Origin of the sequence: Microcoleus sp. LAD1_D5 (genome assembly GCF_036702115.1) — a bacterium.
In the GTDB taxonomy this organism is placed as follows: domain Bacteria; phylum Cyanobacteriota; class Cyanobacteriia; order Cyanobacteriales; family Microcoleaceae; genus Microcoleus.
On sequence record NZ_JAUBSA010000051.1, the window covers coordinates 29,665 to 45,891 of the forward strand.

22 protein-coding genes and 1 CRISPR repeat array are annotated in these 16,227 nt (G+C 46.1%); of the genes, 5 read left to right on the forward strand and 17 right to left on the reverse strand.

The features are described from left to right. Positions 1-89: 89 nt before the first annotated feature. From QUA70_RS19725 to QUA70_RS19755, 7 genes are all read right to left on the reverse strand, one after another. On the reverse strand, positions 90-356 hold the full coding sequence (locus QUA70_RS19725; protein ID WP_333410599.1) for a hypothetical protein: 267 nt from the start codon (positions 354-356) through the stop codon (positions 90-92). Further along, a complete protein-coding gene (locus QUA70_RS19730; RefSeq protein WP_333410600.1) occupies positions 353-1,366 on the reverse strand; it encodes a metal-dependent hydrolase in 1,014 nt (337 codons plus the stop codon). Before QUA70_RS19730 ends, QUA70_RS19725 begins: the two co-directional genes overlap by 4 nt. After that, positions 1,363-2,127: a sigma 54-interacting transcriptional regulator gene (locus QUA70_RS19735; protein ID WP_333410602.1), complete on the reverse strand. Its 765-nt coding sequence runs from the start codon at positions 2,125-2,127 to the stop codon at positions 1,363-1,365. The genes QUA70_RS19730 and QUA70_RS19735 overlap by 4 nt, the downstream gene beginning before the upstream one ends. A gap of 17 nt (positions 2,128-2,144) precedes the next feature. Next, a complete protein-coding gene (locus QUA70_RS19740) occupies positions 2,145-2,735 on the reverse strand; it encodes a hypothetical protein (protein WP_333410604.1) in 591 nt (196 codons plus the stop codon). After that, the gene (locus tag QUA70_RS19745; protein WP_333410606.1) at positions 2,719-3,063 is read right to left on the reverse strand and encodes a hypothetical protein; all 345 of its coding nucleotides are present in this window, start codon (positions 3,061-3,063) and stop codon (positions 2,719-2,721) included. Before QUA70_RS19745 ends, QUA70_RS19740 begins: the two co-directional genes overlap by 17 nt. Before the next feature lie 968 nt (positions 3,064-4,031). Continuing rightward, positions 4,032-4,907: a DNA cytosine methyltransferase gene (locus QUA70_RS28635; protein WP_445301496.1), complete on the reverse strand. Its 876-nt coding sequence runs from the start codon at positions 4,905-4,907 to the stop codon at positions 4,032-4,034. A gap of 156 nt (positions 4,908-5,063) precedes the next feature. Then, entirely contained in the window at positions 5,064-5,846 is a 783-nt protein-coding gene (locus QUA70_RS19755) for a helix-turn-helix domain-containing protein (RefSeq protein WP_333410610.1), read from the reverse strand. 400 nt (positions 5,847-6,246) lie between these two features. Here QUA70_RS19755 and QUA70_RS19760 point away from each other — a divergent pair, with 400 nt between their 5' ends. Beyond that, positions 6,247-6,480 carry a hypothetical protein gene (locus QUA70_RS19760; RefSeq protein WP_333410612.1) on the forward strand — a complete coding sequence of 78 codons (234 nt, stop codon included), beginning with the start codon at positions 6,247-6,249 and terminating at the stop codon, positions 6,478-6,480. A gap of 74 nt (positions 6,481-6,554) precedes the next feature. Here the strand turns inward: QUA70_RS19760 and QUA70_RS19765 are convergent, their stop codons facing one another. After that, positions 6,555-7,160: a hypothetical protein gene (locus tag QUA70_RS19765; RefSeq protein WP_333410613.1), complete on the reverse strand. Its 606-nt coding sequence runs from the start codon at positions 7,158-7,160 to the stop codon at positions 6,555-6,557. A 68-nt stretch (positions 7,161-7,228) separates the two neighbouring features. After that, positions 7,229-7,750 carry an HAD-IIIA family hydrolase gene (locus QUA70_RS19770; protein WP_333410615.1) on the reverse strand — a complete coding sequence of 174 codons (522 nt, stop codon included), beginning with the start codon at positions 7,748-7,750 and terminating at the stop codon, positions 7,229-7,231. 118 nt (positions 7,751-7,868) lie between these two features. Between QUA70_RS19770 and QUA70_RS19775 the strand changes: the two genes are divergently transcribed. Then, positions 7,869-8,102, forward strand: a complete 234-nt coding sequence (locus QUA70_RS19775; RefSeq protein ID WP_333410617.1) for a hypothetical protein — start codon at positions 7,869-7,871, stop codon at positions 8,100-8,102. A 262-nt stretch (positions 8,103-8,364) separates the two neighbouring features. On the opposite strand, the gene QUA70_RS19780 is transcribed toward QUA70_RS19775, so the two are convergent. The 8 genes from QUA70_RS19780 to QUA70_RS19815 form a co-directional block, all read right to left on the reverse strand. After that, the gene (locus tag QUA70_RS19780) at positions 8,365-8,553 is read right to left on the reverse strand and encodes a hypothetical protein (RefSeq protein WP_333410619.1); all 189 of its coding nucleotides are present in this window, start codon (positions 8,551-8,553) and stop codon (positions 8,365-8,367) included. Positions 8,554-9,110: 557 nt separating this feature from the next. After that, positions 9,111-9,305 carry a hypothetical protein gene (locus QUA70_RS19785; protein WP_333410621.1) on the reverse strand — a complete coding sequence of 65 codons (195 nt, stop codon included), beginning with the start codon at positions 9,303-9,305 and terminating at the stop codon, positions 9,111-9,113. 295 nt (positions 9,306-9,600) lie between these two features. Then, entirely contained in the window at positions 9,601-9,819 is a 219-nt protein-coding gene (locus QUA70_RS19790) for a hypothetical protein (protein WP_333410622.1), read from the reverse strand. Positions 9,820-9,857: 38 nt separating this feature from the next. After that, positions 9,858-10,217 (reverse strand): hypothetical protein, encoded by a 360-nt coding sequence (locus QUA70_RS19795; protein ID WP_333410624.1) that lies wholly within the window; start codon positions 10,215-10,217, stop codon positions 9,858-9,860. Next, a complete protein-coding gene (locus QUA70_RS19800) occupies positions 10,210-10,584 on the reverse strand; it encodes a hypothetical protein (protein WP_333410626.1) in 375 nt (124 codons plus the stop codon). Before QUA70_RS19800 ends, QUA70_RS19795 begins: the two co-directional genes overlap by 8 nt. A 173-nt stretch (positions 10,585-10,757) precedes the next feature. Further along, on the reverse strand, positions 10,758-10,952 hold the full coding sequence (locus tag QUA70_RS19805) for a hypothetical protein (protein ID WP_333410628.1): 195 nt from the start codon (positions 10,950-10,952) through the stop codon (positions 10,758-10,760). Between the two features lie 291 nt (positions 10,953-11,243). Next, on the reverse strand, positions 11,244-11,726 hold the full coding sequence (locus QUA70_RS19810) for a hypothetical protein (RefSeq protein ID WP_333410630.1): 483 nt from the start codon (positions 11,724-11,726) through the stop codon (positions 11,244-11,246). Between the two features lie 551 nt (positions 11,727-12,277). Further along, positions 12,278-12,844: a thermonuclease family protein gene (locus QUA70_RS19815; RefSeq protein ID WP_333410631.1), complete on the reverse strand. Its 567-nt coding sequence runs from the start codon at positions 12,842-12,844 to the stop codon at positions 12,278-12,280. A gap of 71 nt (positions 12,845-12,915) precedes the next feature. Between QUA70_RS19815 and QUA70_RS19820 the strand changes: the two genes are divergently transcribed. From QUA70_RS19820 to QUA70_RS19830, 3 genes are read left to right on the forward strand one after another with little or no spacing between them, the layout of a single operon-like run. Next, positions 12,916-13,578, forward strand: coding sequence for a hypothetical protein (locus QUA70_RS19820; protein WP_333410633.1), 663 nt, complete (start codon positions 12,916-12,918; stop codon positions 13,576-13,578). A gap of 56 nt (positions 13,579-13,634) precedes the next feature. Next, positions 13,635-14,282, forward strand: a complete 648-nt coding sequence (locus QUA70_RS19825) for a hypothetical protein (protein WP_333410635.1) — start codon at positions 13,635-13,637, stop codon at positions 14,280-14,282. Positions 14,283-14,304: 22 nt separating this feature from the next. Continuing rightward, positions 14,305-14,796 carry a hypothetical protein gene (locus QUA70_RS19830; RefSeq protein WP_333410637.1) on the forward strand — a complete coding sequence of 164 codons (492 nt, stop codon included), beginning with the start codon at positions 14,305-14,307 and terminating at the stop codon, positions 14,794-14,796. A 154-nt stretch (positions 14,797-14,950) separates the two neighbouring features. Next, a CRISPR array of direct repeats spans positions 14,951-16,226; the repeat unit is 36 nt; unit sequence GTTTCCAATTAGTCCGGTTTGACCCAGCCGGTAGGG. The last annotated feature ends 1 nt before the right edge of the window (position 16,227 follow it).

The window sequence follows — 16,227 nt, forward strand, 5'->3', positions numbered from 1 at the left end:
GATATTCTACGAACGCTAACGCGAACGCACCTCCCAGACAAAAGCCATCAAAAATAAAATAATTGAGATTATAAAAAGCAGTTCAAATATCACGACCTCACCTCCTTAATCTCTTTTTTCAAGCAATAGATTCTCAAAAACTCTTCAAGCTCGACACTCGTACTGAGCGGAGCCGAAGTAGGGGTGGATTGCACAATCGCAATATTGGTAATCAACTCCTCCAAAATTTCTGCCGCCGATATGACCTCATATTGATCCTCCAAATCCTGAATATTTATCTGCCCATTCCGCAGGGAATCGAGCAAGATTAGATGACGCTGCGCCATTTTCAATATGCCTAAGATGTCAGATTTCATTCCTTTATCTCCAGAGATTTAATAGTCAGATTCCCAGTACCAAAAGAGTTATAAAGCAGTTGGTACACGTCTACTAACGGGGCTGATTGGAGCTTGATAATATTTCCACTACGCTCGATGCTGGAAAACTTTCCGGGGTTTTGATTAACTGCCAAATCTTCACCAAGGTCGATCGCAATCTCCCCAGATACAAACACTAAATTTCCTGCCAATGGGTACAACTTGGGGGCGATCGCTTCATCGGTAAAACTTAGCTGTGAAATTTTCACAGAGGCTCTTTTGTCTGCATTGGCAGTAATTCGAGTAACTAATATCTGTTTTCCGGTTTGAAATAATCCTCGATCGTTCTGTAAGATAAACTCTCTGCCCACTTGCTCAACTACCAAATACCGACCATCGGCAGGGGTGCGATCGATCGCATAGGTTCCCGACACTTCGGCATAAACTAGATGATCCTTACCCTTGGAATTCAGCACCTGCTCCACGGCGTTAGAATCGCCCATGATTTGAGCTACAGAGTTTTTGAAGCTGCCTTCATTGAAGTTGAGAGCGAGGATTAGAAAGCTAATAAAGATAGCCAAAACCCAATACTCAGCCGGGGAACCAGTAGCCAACCTAGCATGGGGATTTTTACCACAAATAGCCCACGCTCGACGGGGGTAGAACAGTTGTACACCCTGCTTAGTGAAGCAATCAGCCAAACAACTGGTTAAGTGTCCTAGGGGCAAAGCTAAGGCGGGATTCCAAGGTAAAAACTTGAAGTAGTAGAGAGCGATCGAGATAACCGCTAATCCTAGGGTGAAGTAGAGACAGTGGGTGATGGTGCGATGGGGATATCTTTCTTGGATCCAATGGGCGATCGGATAGAACAACTTCCCCATATAACTATCGGTGCTATCGAGGTCGGGCAGTTGGGAGCCTAGGGCAGCGACTAACAAAGTTTGAGGATTGCTATCGAGAGTAAAGGCGGTGATACTGGCGGCGATCGCTAGATGAGTTATGGCCATCATTTCCCTAACCTCCTTGGTTTCTGTTGCAAGAATTGGAAACTGGATTTAAGCATGTACAAGACCGCTAAACTCACACCCCCGATTAAGTACAAGGTTCGATCGCCCGTCCCCAGACCAATGAACCTCAGCACCGCCATCCCTCCAAGGACTGCAAGCACCAAGGGCAAAATATCCACATACTCTTCATGCTCTGGAATCTCTTGTAAAGTACCGAGGTTGTATTCTCTGATTACTTTCTTGGCAAGCATCAAATTAGTCCCGGCTGCTCTCTGCAAAGATGCAAACTTCGCAGGTGGTATTTGTAAGTTGAGGGCGATCGCCTCCCGGTGCATGAGTTCCCGAATATCTAAATCCGTTGGGGGTTCAATCTCTAAATGAGTCAAGCTAAGGAAGACATCGATCGCCTTCCGTTCCACAGCAAACAAGCAAACGATCACCCCTTCTTCTATCAGACTTTGCAGCCAATACCGGATACTCGCTGGATATCTAGTAGCATTGTCCCCAATAATGATTAGTTCGTTCTCCTGTGAAAATTTCACAACCTGCTCCTTTTGGGCTGGGGTTCCTTTCTCTGGTTCCAAATCCAGACTAGTTACCAAGCGCTCGATCGCTTCCTTGATACCACCTGAATAGTCAAGCCGTCCGGCTTCCGGCAACTCTTGAGATATCCGAGCGGCGATCGTACTTTTGCCCGTCCCAGCTTCCCCAGTAATCAAAACAGATTGCCCTGAGATTAAATACCTCAAGGCTTTATCAATCAATGGGTTATGGCAGTTGATCAGGCTGCTAGGGGTTCCAACATCGCCTCGGCTTGGTTCTCCTCTAGAGATTTCTCCTCTAGGGATTCCGGATCCTCTAGGCTCTCTGGTTGGTTCAGAAAGTCCAGATTCATCCCGGTTAGGCTCTGGGCGTACTGGAGGGGATCGATCGACTTTGGGAGAGGTTTGGATTTGTTCACCAACTCCTGATACTCCGGTGGTAGAGAATCTGGATCATCAATGTACTTTCGAGCCAACACATTCTGAGCGATTAACACCCCGGCTGCTTGGCGCTTGGCATTCTCCATCAGTTCAGCGATCGGATCATACTGGGGCAGTTCCTCCAACTCTTCCAAGATTTCCGACTCTGATAGATCAGGTGAATCAATGGATTCTGGAGAAATGGTCATTAGCTCCGATTGCCCCCAAGACTCAAAAGTCCCGCCATTATCTAGATGGATTTTCAACTCCTTCAAGATGGCGATCGATTCATCGTCAAAATAGGCTAGGTTGTTGACCTTAGTTGACTTAATCCCAGTTTTTTTCAACCAAGAATAAAGAGTCGCTTTCTTAATCCCTAAGTGTTCGATCGTCTCATTCAAGCTTTTCATCTGGTTCTACCTCCTCAACGGGTTCATCGTCCGGGAAATCCGCCTCCTCAACATCAACAGACTCCACGGATTCTATAGACTCGCCCTCAGAAATAAAAATTTCATTTGCATAACCACTTAGTGTGAATGTAAATAAAACTAAAACGACCAAGGGTAGAAAGCCTAGAATCTTCAGATATTTCCTTTGTCTGCGGACTTGGGAAGTAGAAAGGCACAATTTTAGGGAAAGTTCGTTTAAAGTAGCAGTGGGATCCTCCGTTATTGCAGTGAGTAATCTTTGTCTGGTTTGTTCACCCTGACGGACTCGTGGATATTGTGTTAGTTGCATAAGCGATAGGGTTGTGGTTAATTTCTACCGCTTATATACGCAACTCTCTATTTAGTCAATAGAAAACCTACCTAGATATATAGGGTTTAATTGGATTCCTTTACTTATTCTTAACCTTAATACGCCTTGCTTCCTCAGATTCGATCGCTTCCCGGAGTATGATCAGATGTCTGTCTTCCAGAGTTTCGATCGTGTTAATGACCGATAAGACCCGTTGATCTACGCTGGTAAGATGACCTAGTGCTTTTTTTTGCTCATCTGTGAGTGGTGGTGTTGGGGTTTCAGTTTCGGTGTCATCAATCGTGAGCAGGGGTGTAGTTGTCTCGGTGGTGGCGGCGGCGTTGCCTCTCTCTTGGAGAATCGTTGGCGTTGCCTCTCCCTTGGAGAATGGCGGGGGTGTAGTGGTGTCGCTGGTGGTGTTGATCGCTCCCGATGTATTATCCCCGTCCTCCTCGGTGGCTCTAGTTCTTTCCCTGCGGATTGATGCAACGGTTCTATAACCAGATTCAGGCAGCCGTAAATAGTGGGCGATCGCTCTCGCTGACCATTCGTTATATCCATCTGGGGGCGCGATCAATACCCGATCAAGTAAGTCTAGAAGCATGGTGATCCGTTTGCGCTGGTCTTTTGGTCTTAAAGGTATCCCGTGGTTTGAGTTCTCAACGGCTTTAATGGAGTAAAGAACTGCATCATCGATCGTCCACGCTGTGAAAATTTCACACTTAATCTGTACCTTATGCTTTCTGGCAGCTTCGATCCGGTGGTGTCCATCGCCAATTAGATAACGGTTTTCATGTTCAAACAAGACGGGTAGGGGGTGTCGTTGAAAATCCCATAAATTATCCCGCATCAGTTCCGCATAACGGGCGATCGCTTCTCCGTCCACACTGTGCCGAATCTGTGTACAAGAAACTTCCTCAATTTGATCTACATAAACCCAAGCAATCCTTGAGGTCAGGTCTAATTGTTTAGGCGATTCTGGGGCAAATATCCCTGTCCTTGTTGAGTGCTTGGGTATGGTGGTAGAGGATACGATCGACTGCGAGGCTTGCAACTCTGGGGTCAAAGAGGTTTCCGAGGGCTTTTCTTCGGTGGCGGGTGGTGCGATCGCCGCTAGGAGTTCCGTAGCTGTAGCTTCTTCCTGTGGATCTGTCCAGCCAATGGGCAGCCCCAAGCTCACCTCTAAAAATTCCGGGTTGGAAACTTCCCCGGGCGCGATCGATCCATTTTGTTTTAATTGACCCTCTAATTTGGTCTGCCCAGGCGGGTTTGCTCCTGATATCCCCTCCCCCAAGGCTCCGGGAGATTCCAAGTATAAGAAGTCTTTTTCTAAAATAGGGGCTTCCAATATGTCCGCTGCCAACAGTGATCCATTCGACATCATACCCGCAGTTGTTAGCCCAGTTGAGGATTGAGAATCTAAAATAGTTTCCCCTATGGATTGAGAGTAAGCCGGGGACGTTTTCGAGCGCCCAGTACGAAGGTTTGATTTCTTCAATGATTTCTCGGACGTAGGGTATACAATCTCTGGGGTCTTGTTGTCCGAGGCGGTTTCCTTGATAGGAGAAGGGTTGACAGGCTGGGCTGGCACTGACAAGATCGATACTTCGGCTACTTCGGCTTCGCTCAGTACAAGTTCGCTCAGTAACACTTTGCGGGGTCTGCCACGTTTCCTTGAATTGTTTGATGTCACCATAGTTGGGGATTCCGGGGTATCTAAGTTTGAGTATGTGGGAGCAGAAGGGATCGATTTCGGCAAGTCCTGCCAACCTAAATCCGGATCGTAGACCTGCGAGGGCAAATCCAGCACCGACTCCTGTGCAGAGGTCAATCTGTTTAAGCATTGCATTCCTTGTAAGTTGCTGAGATGTACGGCAGGCTTCATACCGTCTACTTGTAGGTAATAGCCTCGTCGATCGCTGTGCGTGATTGTGGCGATGTGGTTGTCTAAGTAAGCAAGCTGGGGATCCTTGGTAAGGATGTGGACTCGATCGCCGAAGCTAATGGACATGGTTTAATTCCTCCAAATCTGCTTTTTTCCACCAGTTCTCCTGTGCGTCATAAACTCCTTCTGGAAACATGGGATCCTGTTTTAGTTCGCCTCGATCAATCCTTGCTTGGACTTGGGGATAGAGTTGGACAGCTTCGACCACGGCAGCCGCGGAAGATCTCACCCCGGAACTAGTTTGTGATTTAGCCCACAATCCTTTTAACTCTTCAAAGTTGGCAGAGATCCAAGAATCGATCAGTACTGGGACACTTGGCAATCCTTGCGCCTTTCGTAGGCAGAAATCTCTAAAACTTGAGTTAGACTCCAAAAAATTTGAAATTTCGATCGCTCTCTCTCTTGTCTTATTAGTCTTATTAGTCTTATTAGTCTTAGAGGGCTTGAAACCATTGCTGAGAGAGGGTTCTGGGCTTCGATTGTTGCGTGGGTGCATTTGCTGTTGCGTGGGCGCATCGGGTGTTGCGTGGGTGCATTGCGTGTTGCGTGGAGACAACACATCCTTAGATGGAGAAAATGGGCTTACAGTTACAGAGGCAGCTAGGATTTCAACGCTGGCTAAACCGAGGCGATCGAGTTCTTTAAGCGCTCTTGATACCGTGCTAGGGTTTAAATCAAGACTCCGGGCGATCGCTCTGACCGAAACATTCACGGGGCGATCCTCAAAGGGGGCGATCGATTTCAGATACAGCAAAACCCGTAATTCTGAGTTACGCAATTTGTTAAAGCTCATAAGTTCCTCCGGTGTAAGTTTGTAAAATGTCGAGGTTTCATTCATAGTAGTTACCTGTGAAAATTTCACACCCTCTAGGGTGTTCACTCAGTCTTGTCGAAGTGCAGGGTTGATTGCTGCATATTCCTAGAGATAGCTGGTAATTGTATATGCTCTCTTTCTTTTAGTCCTATTTTTTAACCATAGGGATTACCAATGGCATCTGTAAAGGTTAAGAAATGGTTATCGAGCATTAACTAAAGATATATCTGGGCTTGCCTGTGAAATTTTCACAGACTGATTAGTAGTAAATTGCTTGTCGTTGAGTTTTTATGTAGGTATAGCCTCCAATTGCAAATCAATGTGCAAAACTCCCTTAATTGCGGATTAATACGCTAATAGAGCCATAATAGCAGCTCATCTAGTTATTCATGCTAGAATAAAAAAAATTTAGAGGGTATTACTTATGCGTCAAGGTGGGAACCCAAATTTAAAAAAATACTCCTATTCAGTTAAAGGGTCTAAGCCATTAGATGCTTTGCTATCTGTAAATGTAGAGTCTGAGTTATTGGAAGCGATTAAGTCCAGTAGCAAAGATAGTAAATGGCAAGACAGTTTTCGCGAGATGTTGCGATCGCTCTACCTAAAAAATAATTCCAGTCAGCGTGAAAATTTCCCAAGCTTGGAAAGTAAGACTTAGACAGTGAACAGTTATCAGTTATCAGTTATCAGTAAAAGGCAAAAGGCAAAAGGCAAAAGGTTAAAGCCAGTTTTTTACTTTCTACTTTCTACTTCTAAAATCTTGAGGGCTTGGGGAATTGGACGCTCTAGCTCCACTAGCTCAGGCTTTTCTGGCTGGGTAAGATTCACTGGGATTTGTACGGGCTGAGATTTTCTCCGGGGTTTAGCCCATCCCTGACCACACATGGCGAGGGTCGCCCGTCTCCGTGCTTGAGTCTCTGCCTTCTTGATAGCATTTGATCGCATCATGGATCCAAACGCCTCCACAGCTCCGGTTGCCTCTTCAGTTCGATCGCCACAGGTAGCGGTGACAGTAACGATCGCCAAATAGCGAGTGACAGTTTTCTCAGTCCGGGTTTCTGGATCAGTGATAGTTTCTTGATAGGGTAAAAGCTCGTGAGATTTGACGGCGATCGAGATGCTGTGCTTGGCTCGAAGCTGGCTGGCACCGATTTCGTTAATCATGAGGGTGGATCCGTTCTTCCCTTTGATTAAGTCCAACGGAAAACTGAGGGGATTTAGCCCCAAGCGATCGCAAGTTTCGGTATAAATCTGGTTTTGCTTGCTTTTGGAAAGTCTTGATAAATCCTTGGGTAAATCTAGATAATCGATCGGGTTGGGGTAGTGTGGTTCGACCATAAAGGCTCTCCTAGTAAAAAGTAAAAAGTAGAAAATGAAAAGTAGAAAGTAAAAACTGGTTATTCACTTTACCTTTTACCTTTCTCCTCCCTCCAAATTTCAGCCCACATAAAGGGGATATCTGCTCTGTTTGCTGCTAATTCATCTTCGGCTCGATCGCCTACAAATAGGGCTTTTTCTGGTGAAGATTTAAGACTTTCTAAGGCAGCTTCAATCATGCCCGGCTCAGGTTTTCTATATTTCCTTGTGGTGGTGAGCCTGTCGCAGTCCCAATAAGCTTGATAGCCTTCTCTTTCCTCGTGACTGACTAGATAGCAAGTCTCGCCGTTATCGGGGCAGAAATAGATCCGCTCCATTTGAGGGATAAGCTCTAGAGTGAAAGATTGTTCCCGGATGCAGTTAGCTAGGGATTTATGCCCCGCAAGCACACCACCTTGATTAGTAATCCCCACAATTAGCCAATCTGAGTATTGGGCGATCGCCTCCTTTACCCCCGGAATTAATTCCTGATCCTTGGGGTCATTTATGAAAGTTTTCCCGCTACACGATCGCCTCACCGTGCCGTCTAAATCCAAAAATAAAATATTCATCCTTTATTATCTCTTAAATTTCTGTAAAAGCATGATATCAAGCTATTACAGCTATTATTTTAGCATGATATCAAGGGAAAATGTTATAGTTAATTGTCAACAATTTTGGAGCTTTTATATGGGGACTAAAGCAAGCGGCAGACCGGGGGGTAATCCGGGGCTAAAAAAACACGCATTTAAACCTAAAACAGAAAAAACTTTTGAAAAAATTATAGCGGTGCGAATGTCCTTAGAACTCTTTGAAGCGATTAAATCTGTTGGTGGTAAGAATTATCAGGATCAGTTGCGATCGCACCTTGAGGAAATTTATCTAGGCAAGAAAATTAATGTCGAACCCCCAAAAACCGAATAAAGACCTTTGCTATGTTTGTGGCCAGCGTGGTAAAAATATTCAGATTGCCAACCTAAAATGTAATCGGTGCTTGACTCTTGAAGACTTACCAAAAAGATTGTTTTTGATTCCAGACTCAGTTGTGAAATCTCTAAGGAGCTAAAGGATGATGGATCGATCGCTTTATCCTAAAAACTGGAACTCGCTTGCCCTTGAAATTAAGCAGAGTGTTAATTGGGCTTGTGAAAATTGTAGTCGTCCATGTCGGAAATCTGGGGAGAGCTTAGAAGATTTTGAAGAAAGGGTGATTGATGGATCTAAGTGGATGTTCGAGTATTGGGATAGTGTGAATGATGACGAGGAGGTTTGGTATAAACGTACTAAACGCTTTGAGCTTCAAGTGGCTCACCTTGATCACATCCCCAGTAATTGCGATCGATCGAATCTCCGGGCTTTGTGTACGCCTTGTCATTGTCGATATGATCTATCCCAAATGCCAAAAAAGAAAATGTTACGCCGGGAGCGATCGGGGCAGTTGAGTCTTTTTCAGAATGCGAACCCGTAGGGCAGCCTAGTTTCCCCCACACTCGGCGGGGGGTTAGGGGGGGGTGGGGAGCGCCCCTAAACTTGCCAGTAACGATCGATGCTTCGCCAGCGCGGGAACCAAAAGATCCCCAAAATAAGCCAAAAGTGATCAACTGCGATCTTAATTTCTTAACTGATAACTGATAACTGCATCTTCCGGCGTGGTGGGTGGGAGCTAACCAAAACTTCCTCCTTCTCCTCCTCCTCCTTGAAAACCTTCCCCCAAAATAAGCACAAAAAAATTCCCGCCTTGGGTGGAGGCAGGATGTATCTACAGTGTGGATTCTAGCAGATTTTGAGTGATGGTGGCAGTATCTTAAATTGTCTATTGGCGGGTGGTCTTTGGGGGGCGGGTTGGTGGGCCCAAAATACCTAAAATCAACAGAAAAAACCTGCTCAAGAATGAATAGGCGTATTTACGATCGAGTGTATTTTCAGTGCGATCTACTCCCAAACAGTTGAGCAATCCTCACATTTCCAGCGATCAAAGTCAAAGTAAGTATCTGTGCCTTTACAATTTGGGCAAGGCTCGGCGATCGGTGTACCGTCATCATCAAAATGCTGAGCGTGTTCAGTATCAAGATATTCGGCGTTTTCGGTGGTTTCTGTCTCCATGATTTCTCCTTGTGAAAATTTCACAGCTGATTGATTTGGGGTCTGCGCCTCCCCCCTTGAGGTTAGTAATAGGGATTTAGTTAGAACGGTGGATCAGGTGTCTCTCCTCGATCGAGGGCTTCACGGATCCGGGCGTTGTTCTCTGCATCTCGTCGATCGCTCTCTGCCTTTTCTGGAGAATCTAAATATTCCCGGTGTTTGTGGCATTCAGATTCCCATGAGCAGTATTCACCTTGATCAAGTTCACATTCATTGTCGATCGGACATTTTGCCATAATCATCTCCTTGACAGGGGAATTTCACCCCTAATTTTTATTAGTTAAAAGCGAACTTCATCAAGATTTGCATCGTTGCTAGCCTTACGGATTCGATCCATCTCCTCAGCCTCACGGCGATCGCTCTCTGCCTTTTCTGGGGAATCTAAATAAGCTTTAAGAGCATCACACTTGTCTCTCAATTGGCATTCTTCCCCATCTTCGTATTCCCCGTAACCATCAGCACAATTAGAGCCATCGATCGCACATGTTGGAACTGCCATGATTAATCTCCTTGGGGGCGGTTAAACCCCCGTAATTATTAGTAATAGATACCAGTAGATTTGTACAAGTCCTCTAGATTTTTTCGCTCCTCTAGATCAGATAAAAAAGCATTGTCTCGATCGCTTTCCTCTTGATCATGTTGAGCCTTAACCTCTCGGAAAGTGGTGATAATTTCAGCCCGGATTAATAACTGATTTTCTTGAACTAAGGCTAAATTTCTGCCCAGTGCTTCAGCAATTAAATCATCAAAAACCTCTAATCTTTCCTTGAGAAATCTAATCTCAGTATCAGAAATCATAGATTTAGAAATTTCATCCTCTAACTGTTTTTCTAGGCGCTCGATCGTGCCGTGAAGGATGGCAATATCTTCTAGCAAATTAGCTTTAGTTTTAGCCATTGTCTGCACCTCCCTGAGCTTGGAGTAGAGACAATTGATAAATCCTCTTAGCTGCGCCTAGGTGGGCTTCGGATTGGGCTTTCCTTGCCTTGAGTTGCTGTAGAGCTTTCCGCTTGGCAAGATTCCCAGACTGATTAAGTTTGCTCTGTAAGGCGTTCTTGCGTTGGGCATCATTTTTGTAGTTGGCATCAAAGGCGATCGACCTCTCCGCTACAACTTGCACAGATTCCAAATCTAGGGATAGTGTGAAAATTTCACAGTCAATGTCAATGAGGTTTAATTCGAGCTTAAGAATCGCGTCAACTTGGGCAGCAGCACGGGAAAGCGCATCACTCGATAAACGTGGAAAGTTTTTGTGTTGTATCATGGTCGTAATAAATGAATTAGTGTGGAGGGAAATTTCATCCCCCCGCATTTTTTTTGCATCTTGCGGATCGTATTTGCAACTACGCCCCGTGAGTTTTGCGGCTAGGCTGATCAACGGTTGTACCTCTATCGCTTTACCCCGCCTCAATTGGGGGAATTTCACCCCCTTTGAAACTAGGCAGCTAGCTGTTCGTATGCTTGGGCAGCCTCCTCTAGGTCACATTGATAAGTTAAGTACCGAGTCTCGTACCGAATAACCAACTCCTGAGCAAAGGCAGAATCCTTGATTAAATCTAGAAAACTTTGGGGAACCTGATCCGGCTTAACTCCCCACTCGATCGCCACTTCGACACGTAAGATATTTTCCATTTTCGTAACCTCGTAATAAATGAATTAGTGTGGGATTTTCACCCCCTCTCACGATTGAGATTAATCTCATTATAGCTTGATATCACGCTAAAAGCAAGGTTTTTAAGGATATTTTCTAAGATGTTTTTACTTAGTAGAAGAAAACTGATAACTGATAACTGATAACTGACACTTTGCTCAGTACAAGTAACTGATAACTGATCTAAATTCAGAACTTAGGGGGGTGGGTTGGGTGGGGCGCAAGCGATTGAACAAAGGGACTAAAAAGCCCCAGCAAAGCCGGGGCGGGAACTAGACGAGCGACAACTGCGCCGGGGGCAGGAGACAGAACCAACCGGAACCCAAGGGCGAGAAACCCCAGCCAGAGGGAACCCCAAACGGGGCAAAGACCAAGACGGGAACCCCCAGACCGACAGCGAGAGCCAAGGAACCCCAAGAGCCAGACCCGGCAGAGGAACGCCAACGCCGGGAAGGAACCACACCAGCCGGACAAGGACCAGACGGAAAGGAAACCCACAAACCACCAGCAGACTGCACCGCCCGAACGCAAGCCGAAGACCGAGCCGCAAACGCCCCCCGCCCCACAAAAGACACCGAGCAAACGACAGCCCCCGGAAAAGCCCCACGAAAAAAGGCATCGACCCCAGCAGCGCAACCCACAAAGACACGAGCACCCAAGGGAACACGAGCCGCCACACCAGCACAAACCGAAGGCACCGACGACCGAGAACCGGAGAAACCGAAAGCGGGAAAACTAGCAAAAGGAAAGACCACGATCGCACCCCTGAAAACTAATGATTACAATCATTATAGCATGATATCACGCTAAAACAAAGCATTTTTTCATTTTTTCACCCCTCAAAAAACCGGAACCCCCCCTTCGCTGGCTCTTAAAATCTCTGTATCCCACCGACAGCGATCACATAGCCGCCTTTGCTGGCTCCTCTTCTTCTAGGGAGCATAGCGACACGATCTCTTGATTTCCCTCTTGGGTTTACAGGGGACGGGGGGCGGGGTCTTTCTGGGGTTTACACGGCTTTTAGCGGTGTTTCTTCTCTATAGCTGGGCGAAGCCGGGCGGGTGCTTGGCTCTCACAGATGAGCGCTTCGCTGTTTGTGGACGTTCTTGATTAATTGGAGTGCAATATCGATCGAGCTTTGCAGATGAGCGCTTCGCTGTTTATAAACGTTCTTACTCTTGGGCGCATCAAGGCGCCCTTCATGATCACCTCACGGAAACGATCGTACAACGCTAGAACCTACGCCCTATGTATGATTTTGAGGACGTTGCAGAGTGCGAACCCGAAGGGCAGCCGTGAATATTTCCTAATTCGTCCTTCTCCGGTAATCCCAGGGTTTCTCATTGGTACCATTCCACACACCGATCGATCGTGACCTTGCCTGATTCTCTGCATCTTCAATCTCAAGCCTTCCCCAACAACTATCTGAATACTGGGCGTAATGATAAGCCATCCCCGATCGCACCATCTCGGCATTAATAAATAATTCTTCTTCAGACTGCTGTGAAATTTTCACAAAGACCTCAGCTACAAGTCGCCCATAACGATCGCGCTCGATCGGACTAATTATTATTTCTTTACCTTGTAAAAAATCAGTTAATTTCTGCTTAGATTCCCTGCCCAAAGGTTGGGACATTTCCGGGGCATCAATCCCACAAAATCTAATTTTCTCTTCATTTTGAATCTGCTCAGTAACCCCATCTTGAATCTGCTCAATAGACATACTACACACGATCGAATCACCGTCACTAATTCTGATTAAATTACAACCTTGAGATTGTGCATCAACTGCCGGATCACTCTTTGGAGAAAACAGAAAAACAAATAGGGCGATCGGAATTAGAAAGGGAATTAATTTAAATATAAATTTCATAAATTTACCTATTGCCAAAATTAGAAGTTGCGTATATAAAGCTCAACATTCAGATGAATTTAGGAGGCTTTATGTCTAGAAAAAAAAGATTTTCAATTCTCAGCGCCTCGATCGCCCTCGGCTTGGGATTGATTGCTATTCTGCCACAGGTTGCAACCGCCAGTTTTAACGGGGTGCATCGATCAACTGTCAACGGCAAAGAAAGAGTAGTTATCCCTGGGCAAACTCCAGAGGCTTCGATCGAGATTACCACCCTAAATACTAGGAGTCGTTCTCTAACTCTTAATAACTGCGGTTGGGGCAAGTTTACCGAGTCGACTACGGCTCCCGTGGCTTCGCTCGTCGCTGGTGGATCAACTTTATCGATCGCGCCCGGTGTGGCTCCTACCTGTGTAAAAGAAACTACTAGCACCGGGGCAGTTTTTTACAGCACAAATAATACTGGTCCGACAGGCACGGTTGTTAAGGCTGCCAATGTGATCTGGGTTCGGGGTGGTACTACTATTGGGGCTTATGCGATCGATGTGAATACCAATAAAATCTCCAAAGCTAAATCTAATAAGTGCGGGGTTGCTAGTTTCACCATTACCGCAACTCGCCCCTTAACCAACTTCACCCACTCTGGGACTAACTACACTCTGGCAAGTTTACCCTCTACTACCAACGGGGGCTTAATCTGCCGTAACTCTTCCACCGGGGGCGCGATCGCCTTTGCTCCTTTATCTGGTTTCTAAGTTTTGATTCACTATTAATAGCAAGACTTTAAGGGGTGAAATTCCCCTTTTTTATTATGAGAAAATTGATAGCCTCACTCTTTGCCTTGGGATTGGTCGTGGTTCCCCAAGTAGCTAGCGCGAGTTTTGGTCAGGTTCATCGATCGACTGGTGGGGCGCGCGATCGGATAGTTGTACCTAATCAGACACCGGGATCCTCTGTTCCTTTGATGGTAGAAGTAACTAGAAATAGGAACCTTACCTTAAATGCTTGTGGTTGGGGACGATTTCAACACAAGACGGGCGGTAATATTGGCGGGATCACAGATATCAAGGTTGGCGGGGTTTCGATCGCGAGTAATATGGTGGTCGGAGCTGTACCAACTTGCGCCAGTGGCGTATCAAATGTTAATCACCCTGTAGGCTCTGTTTTCAGGGATGGGAATATCGGCGTTGGGGAGGCTATCTGGTACATTCGAGGCGGGACTGGAGCGGGATCGATCGTAGCTGCGGTGTCTTCTCTGAACATTGTCAGAGTTAAGGCTAATAACTGCGGGTTTGCCTCCTTCCGGATCACGGCTTCTCGACCATTTACAGAGTTTGAGACTGAGTTGCCACTTGTTCAGTACATATTAAGCTCTTTACCAACTACTAACAGTGTCGGCTTAGTTTGTCGGAAGACAGGGAACACTTATACTACTTATGCACCAGCTTCTGGGTTTTAAATCGCTTTTAGTGGTGGGTATAATGGCTCTTTTACCAGAGGTAGCAAGGGCAAATCCTGAATACACGCAACCTTACAGAGCAGTAGTTAATGGGGTCGATCTTCTATATATTCCCAACAATCCCCCAAGGACTGCCGTAGCCATTAGCCTATTGGTAGAAAGCACCTCAACTTATCCGGTTAATTCTGGTTGGATCAAAATTAGTAACCCCAGATTAGATGTTTTTGAAGTAGACGGGATTATCCCTCGTCGGGGTTTAGTTCCTAGTGGCTCCGGGTTCTCTGGTCAGGTAATTGATGCGGGGGCGATCGGGGTTTATTTCTGGGTGGGAACTGAATCCTCTTTTCAACACTTGCGAGTTATTCGGCGGAGATTGATAGTTAATATGACCAATGCTTGCGGTGTGGCTACGTTTGCCAGACCTCTTGCAAACTTTGACTTTAGGGGGACTGTTTTTGATTTTAATCAGTTGTCGGTTATGCCTCTGCCGAGTTATTGCAAGCAAGATCAATGATGGGGTTTACTCGATTTGTTCCGCAAGGCTAACGCCAACGAGGGAGAGCGATCGTTTGAGTTTATCTAGTCAGCTAAGGGGGCGATTCTCCAAATTAATGAGTTTCTTGTGAAATTTTCACAGTTTCCTAGTGTGGTACTGTTTACTGATTTTCGTTTCCGATTAGTCCGGTTTGACCCAGCCGGTAGGGGGGAACAGAAACCCGCTTTACCCTATATGTAAACAGGACTCCTTGTTTCCAATTAGTCCGGTTTGACCCAGCCGGTAGGGATAATGTACAAGTTATGCGTTAATTATGCAGGTCAAGTGTCCAATTAGTCCGGTTTGACCCAGCCGGTAGGGCTTGCAATTGAAAACAATGAGAGTAAGGAACAAACTATTTAAGGTTTCCAATTAGTCCGGTTTGACCCAGCCGGTAGGGAACTAAACCCCAATTCGAAGTCTTTGCATCATGGCTTTGGAAGTTTCCAATTAGTCCGGTTTGACCCAGCCGGTAGGGTGCATTTTTAAGTAAAAAACGTGATAGAGAGTCTGATTTCTCCATTACCGTTTCCAATTAGTCCGGTTTGACCCAGCCGGTAGGGATTCTTGGTATGTCGCTTGGTTTATATAACTGCTGCGGGGGTTTCCAATTAGTCCGGTTTGACCCAGCCGGTAGGGAGTTTGATTTCAGTTGAAGTTCTAGTTAATGGACGTCCGTTTCCAATTAGTCCGGTTTGACCCAGCCGGTAGGGAATCGACATGGAAATTCGGCCAGGGGATAGAATCCATATGTTTCCAATTAGTCCGGTTTGACCCAGCCGGTAGGGAGTAGGTGAAGCAGCACGGTGGGCCTTGCGTGACGGAGCAACTTCCGTTTCCAATTAGTCCGGTTTGACCCAGCCGGTAGGGCTGCGATGAAATTTTTAGCAGGATCTGCTCAGTCTACGAGTTTCCAATTAGTCCGGTTTGACCCAGCCGGTAGGGACTTAAATTATTCAAGCTACATGAGCAAGAGCTACAGGTGTTTCCAATTAGTCCGGTTTGACCCAGCCGGTAGGGACCCAGACAGCACTTAGAGAATATCCAAATTCTCAGGTTCAAGTTTCCAATTAGTCCGGTTTGACCCAGCCGGTAGGGAAAATCTTACATGCTATCAAAGAGTGTCTATAAGTACTAGTGTTTCCAATTAGTCCGGTTTGACCCAGCCGGTAGGGGAACACCGCTCAGGACCAGAACGAACTCATGTTCGGTACCTAAAGTTTCCAATTAGTCCGGTTTGACCCAGCCGGTAGGGAGTCGAAGTTCTAGATTACGCGGCACAACTGATTCCTATTGGGTTTCCAATTAGTCCGGTTTGACCCAGCCGGTAGGGTTGAATGATTACGGGTTGGAGAGGTTGGCGGCGGAACAGAGTTTCCAATTAGTCCGGTTTGACCCAGCCGGTAGGGA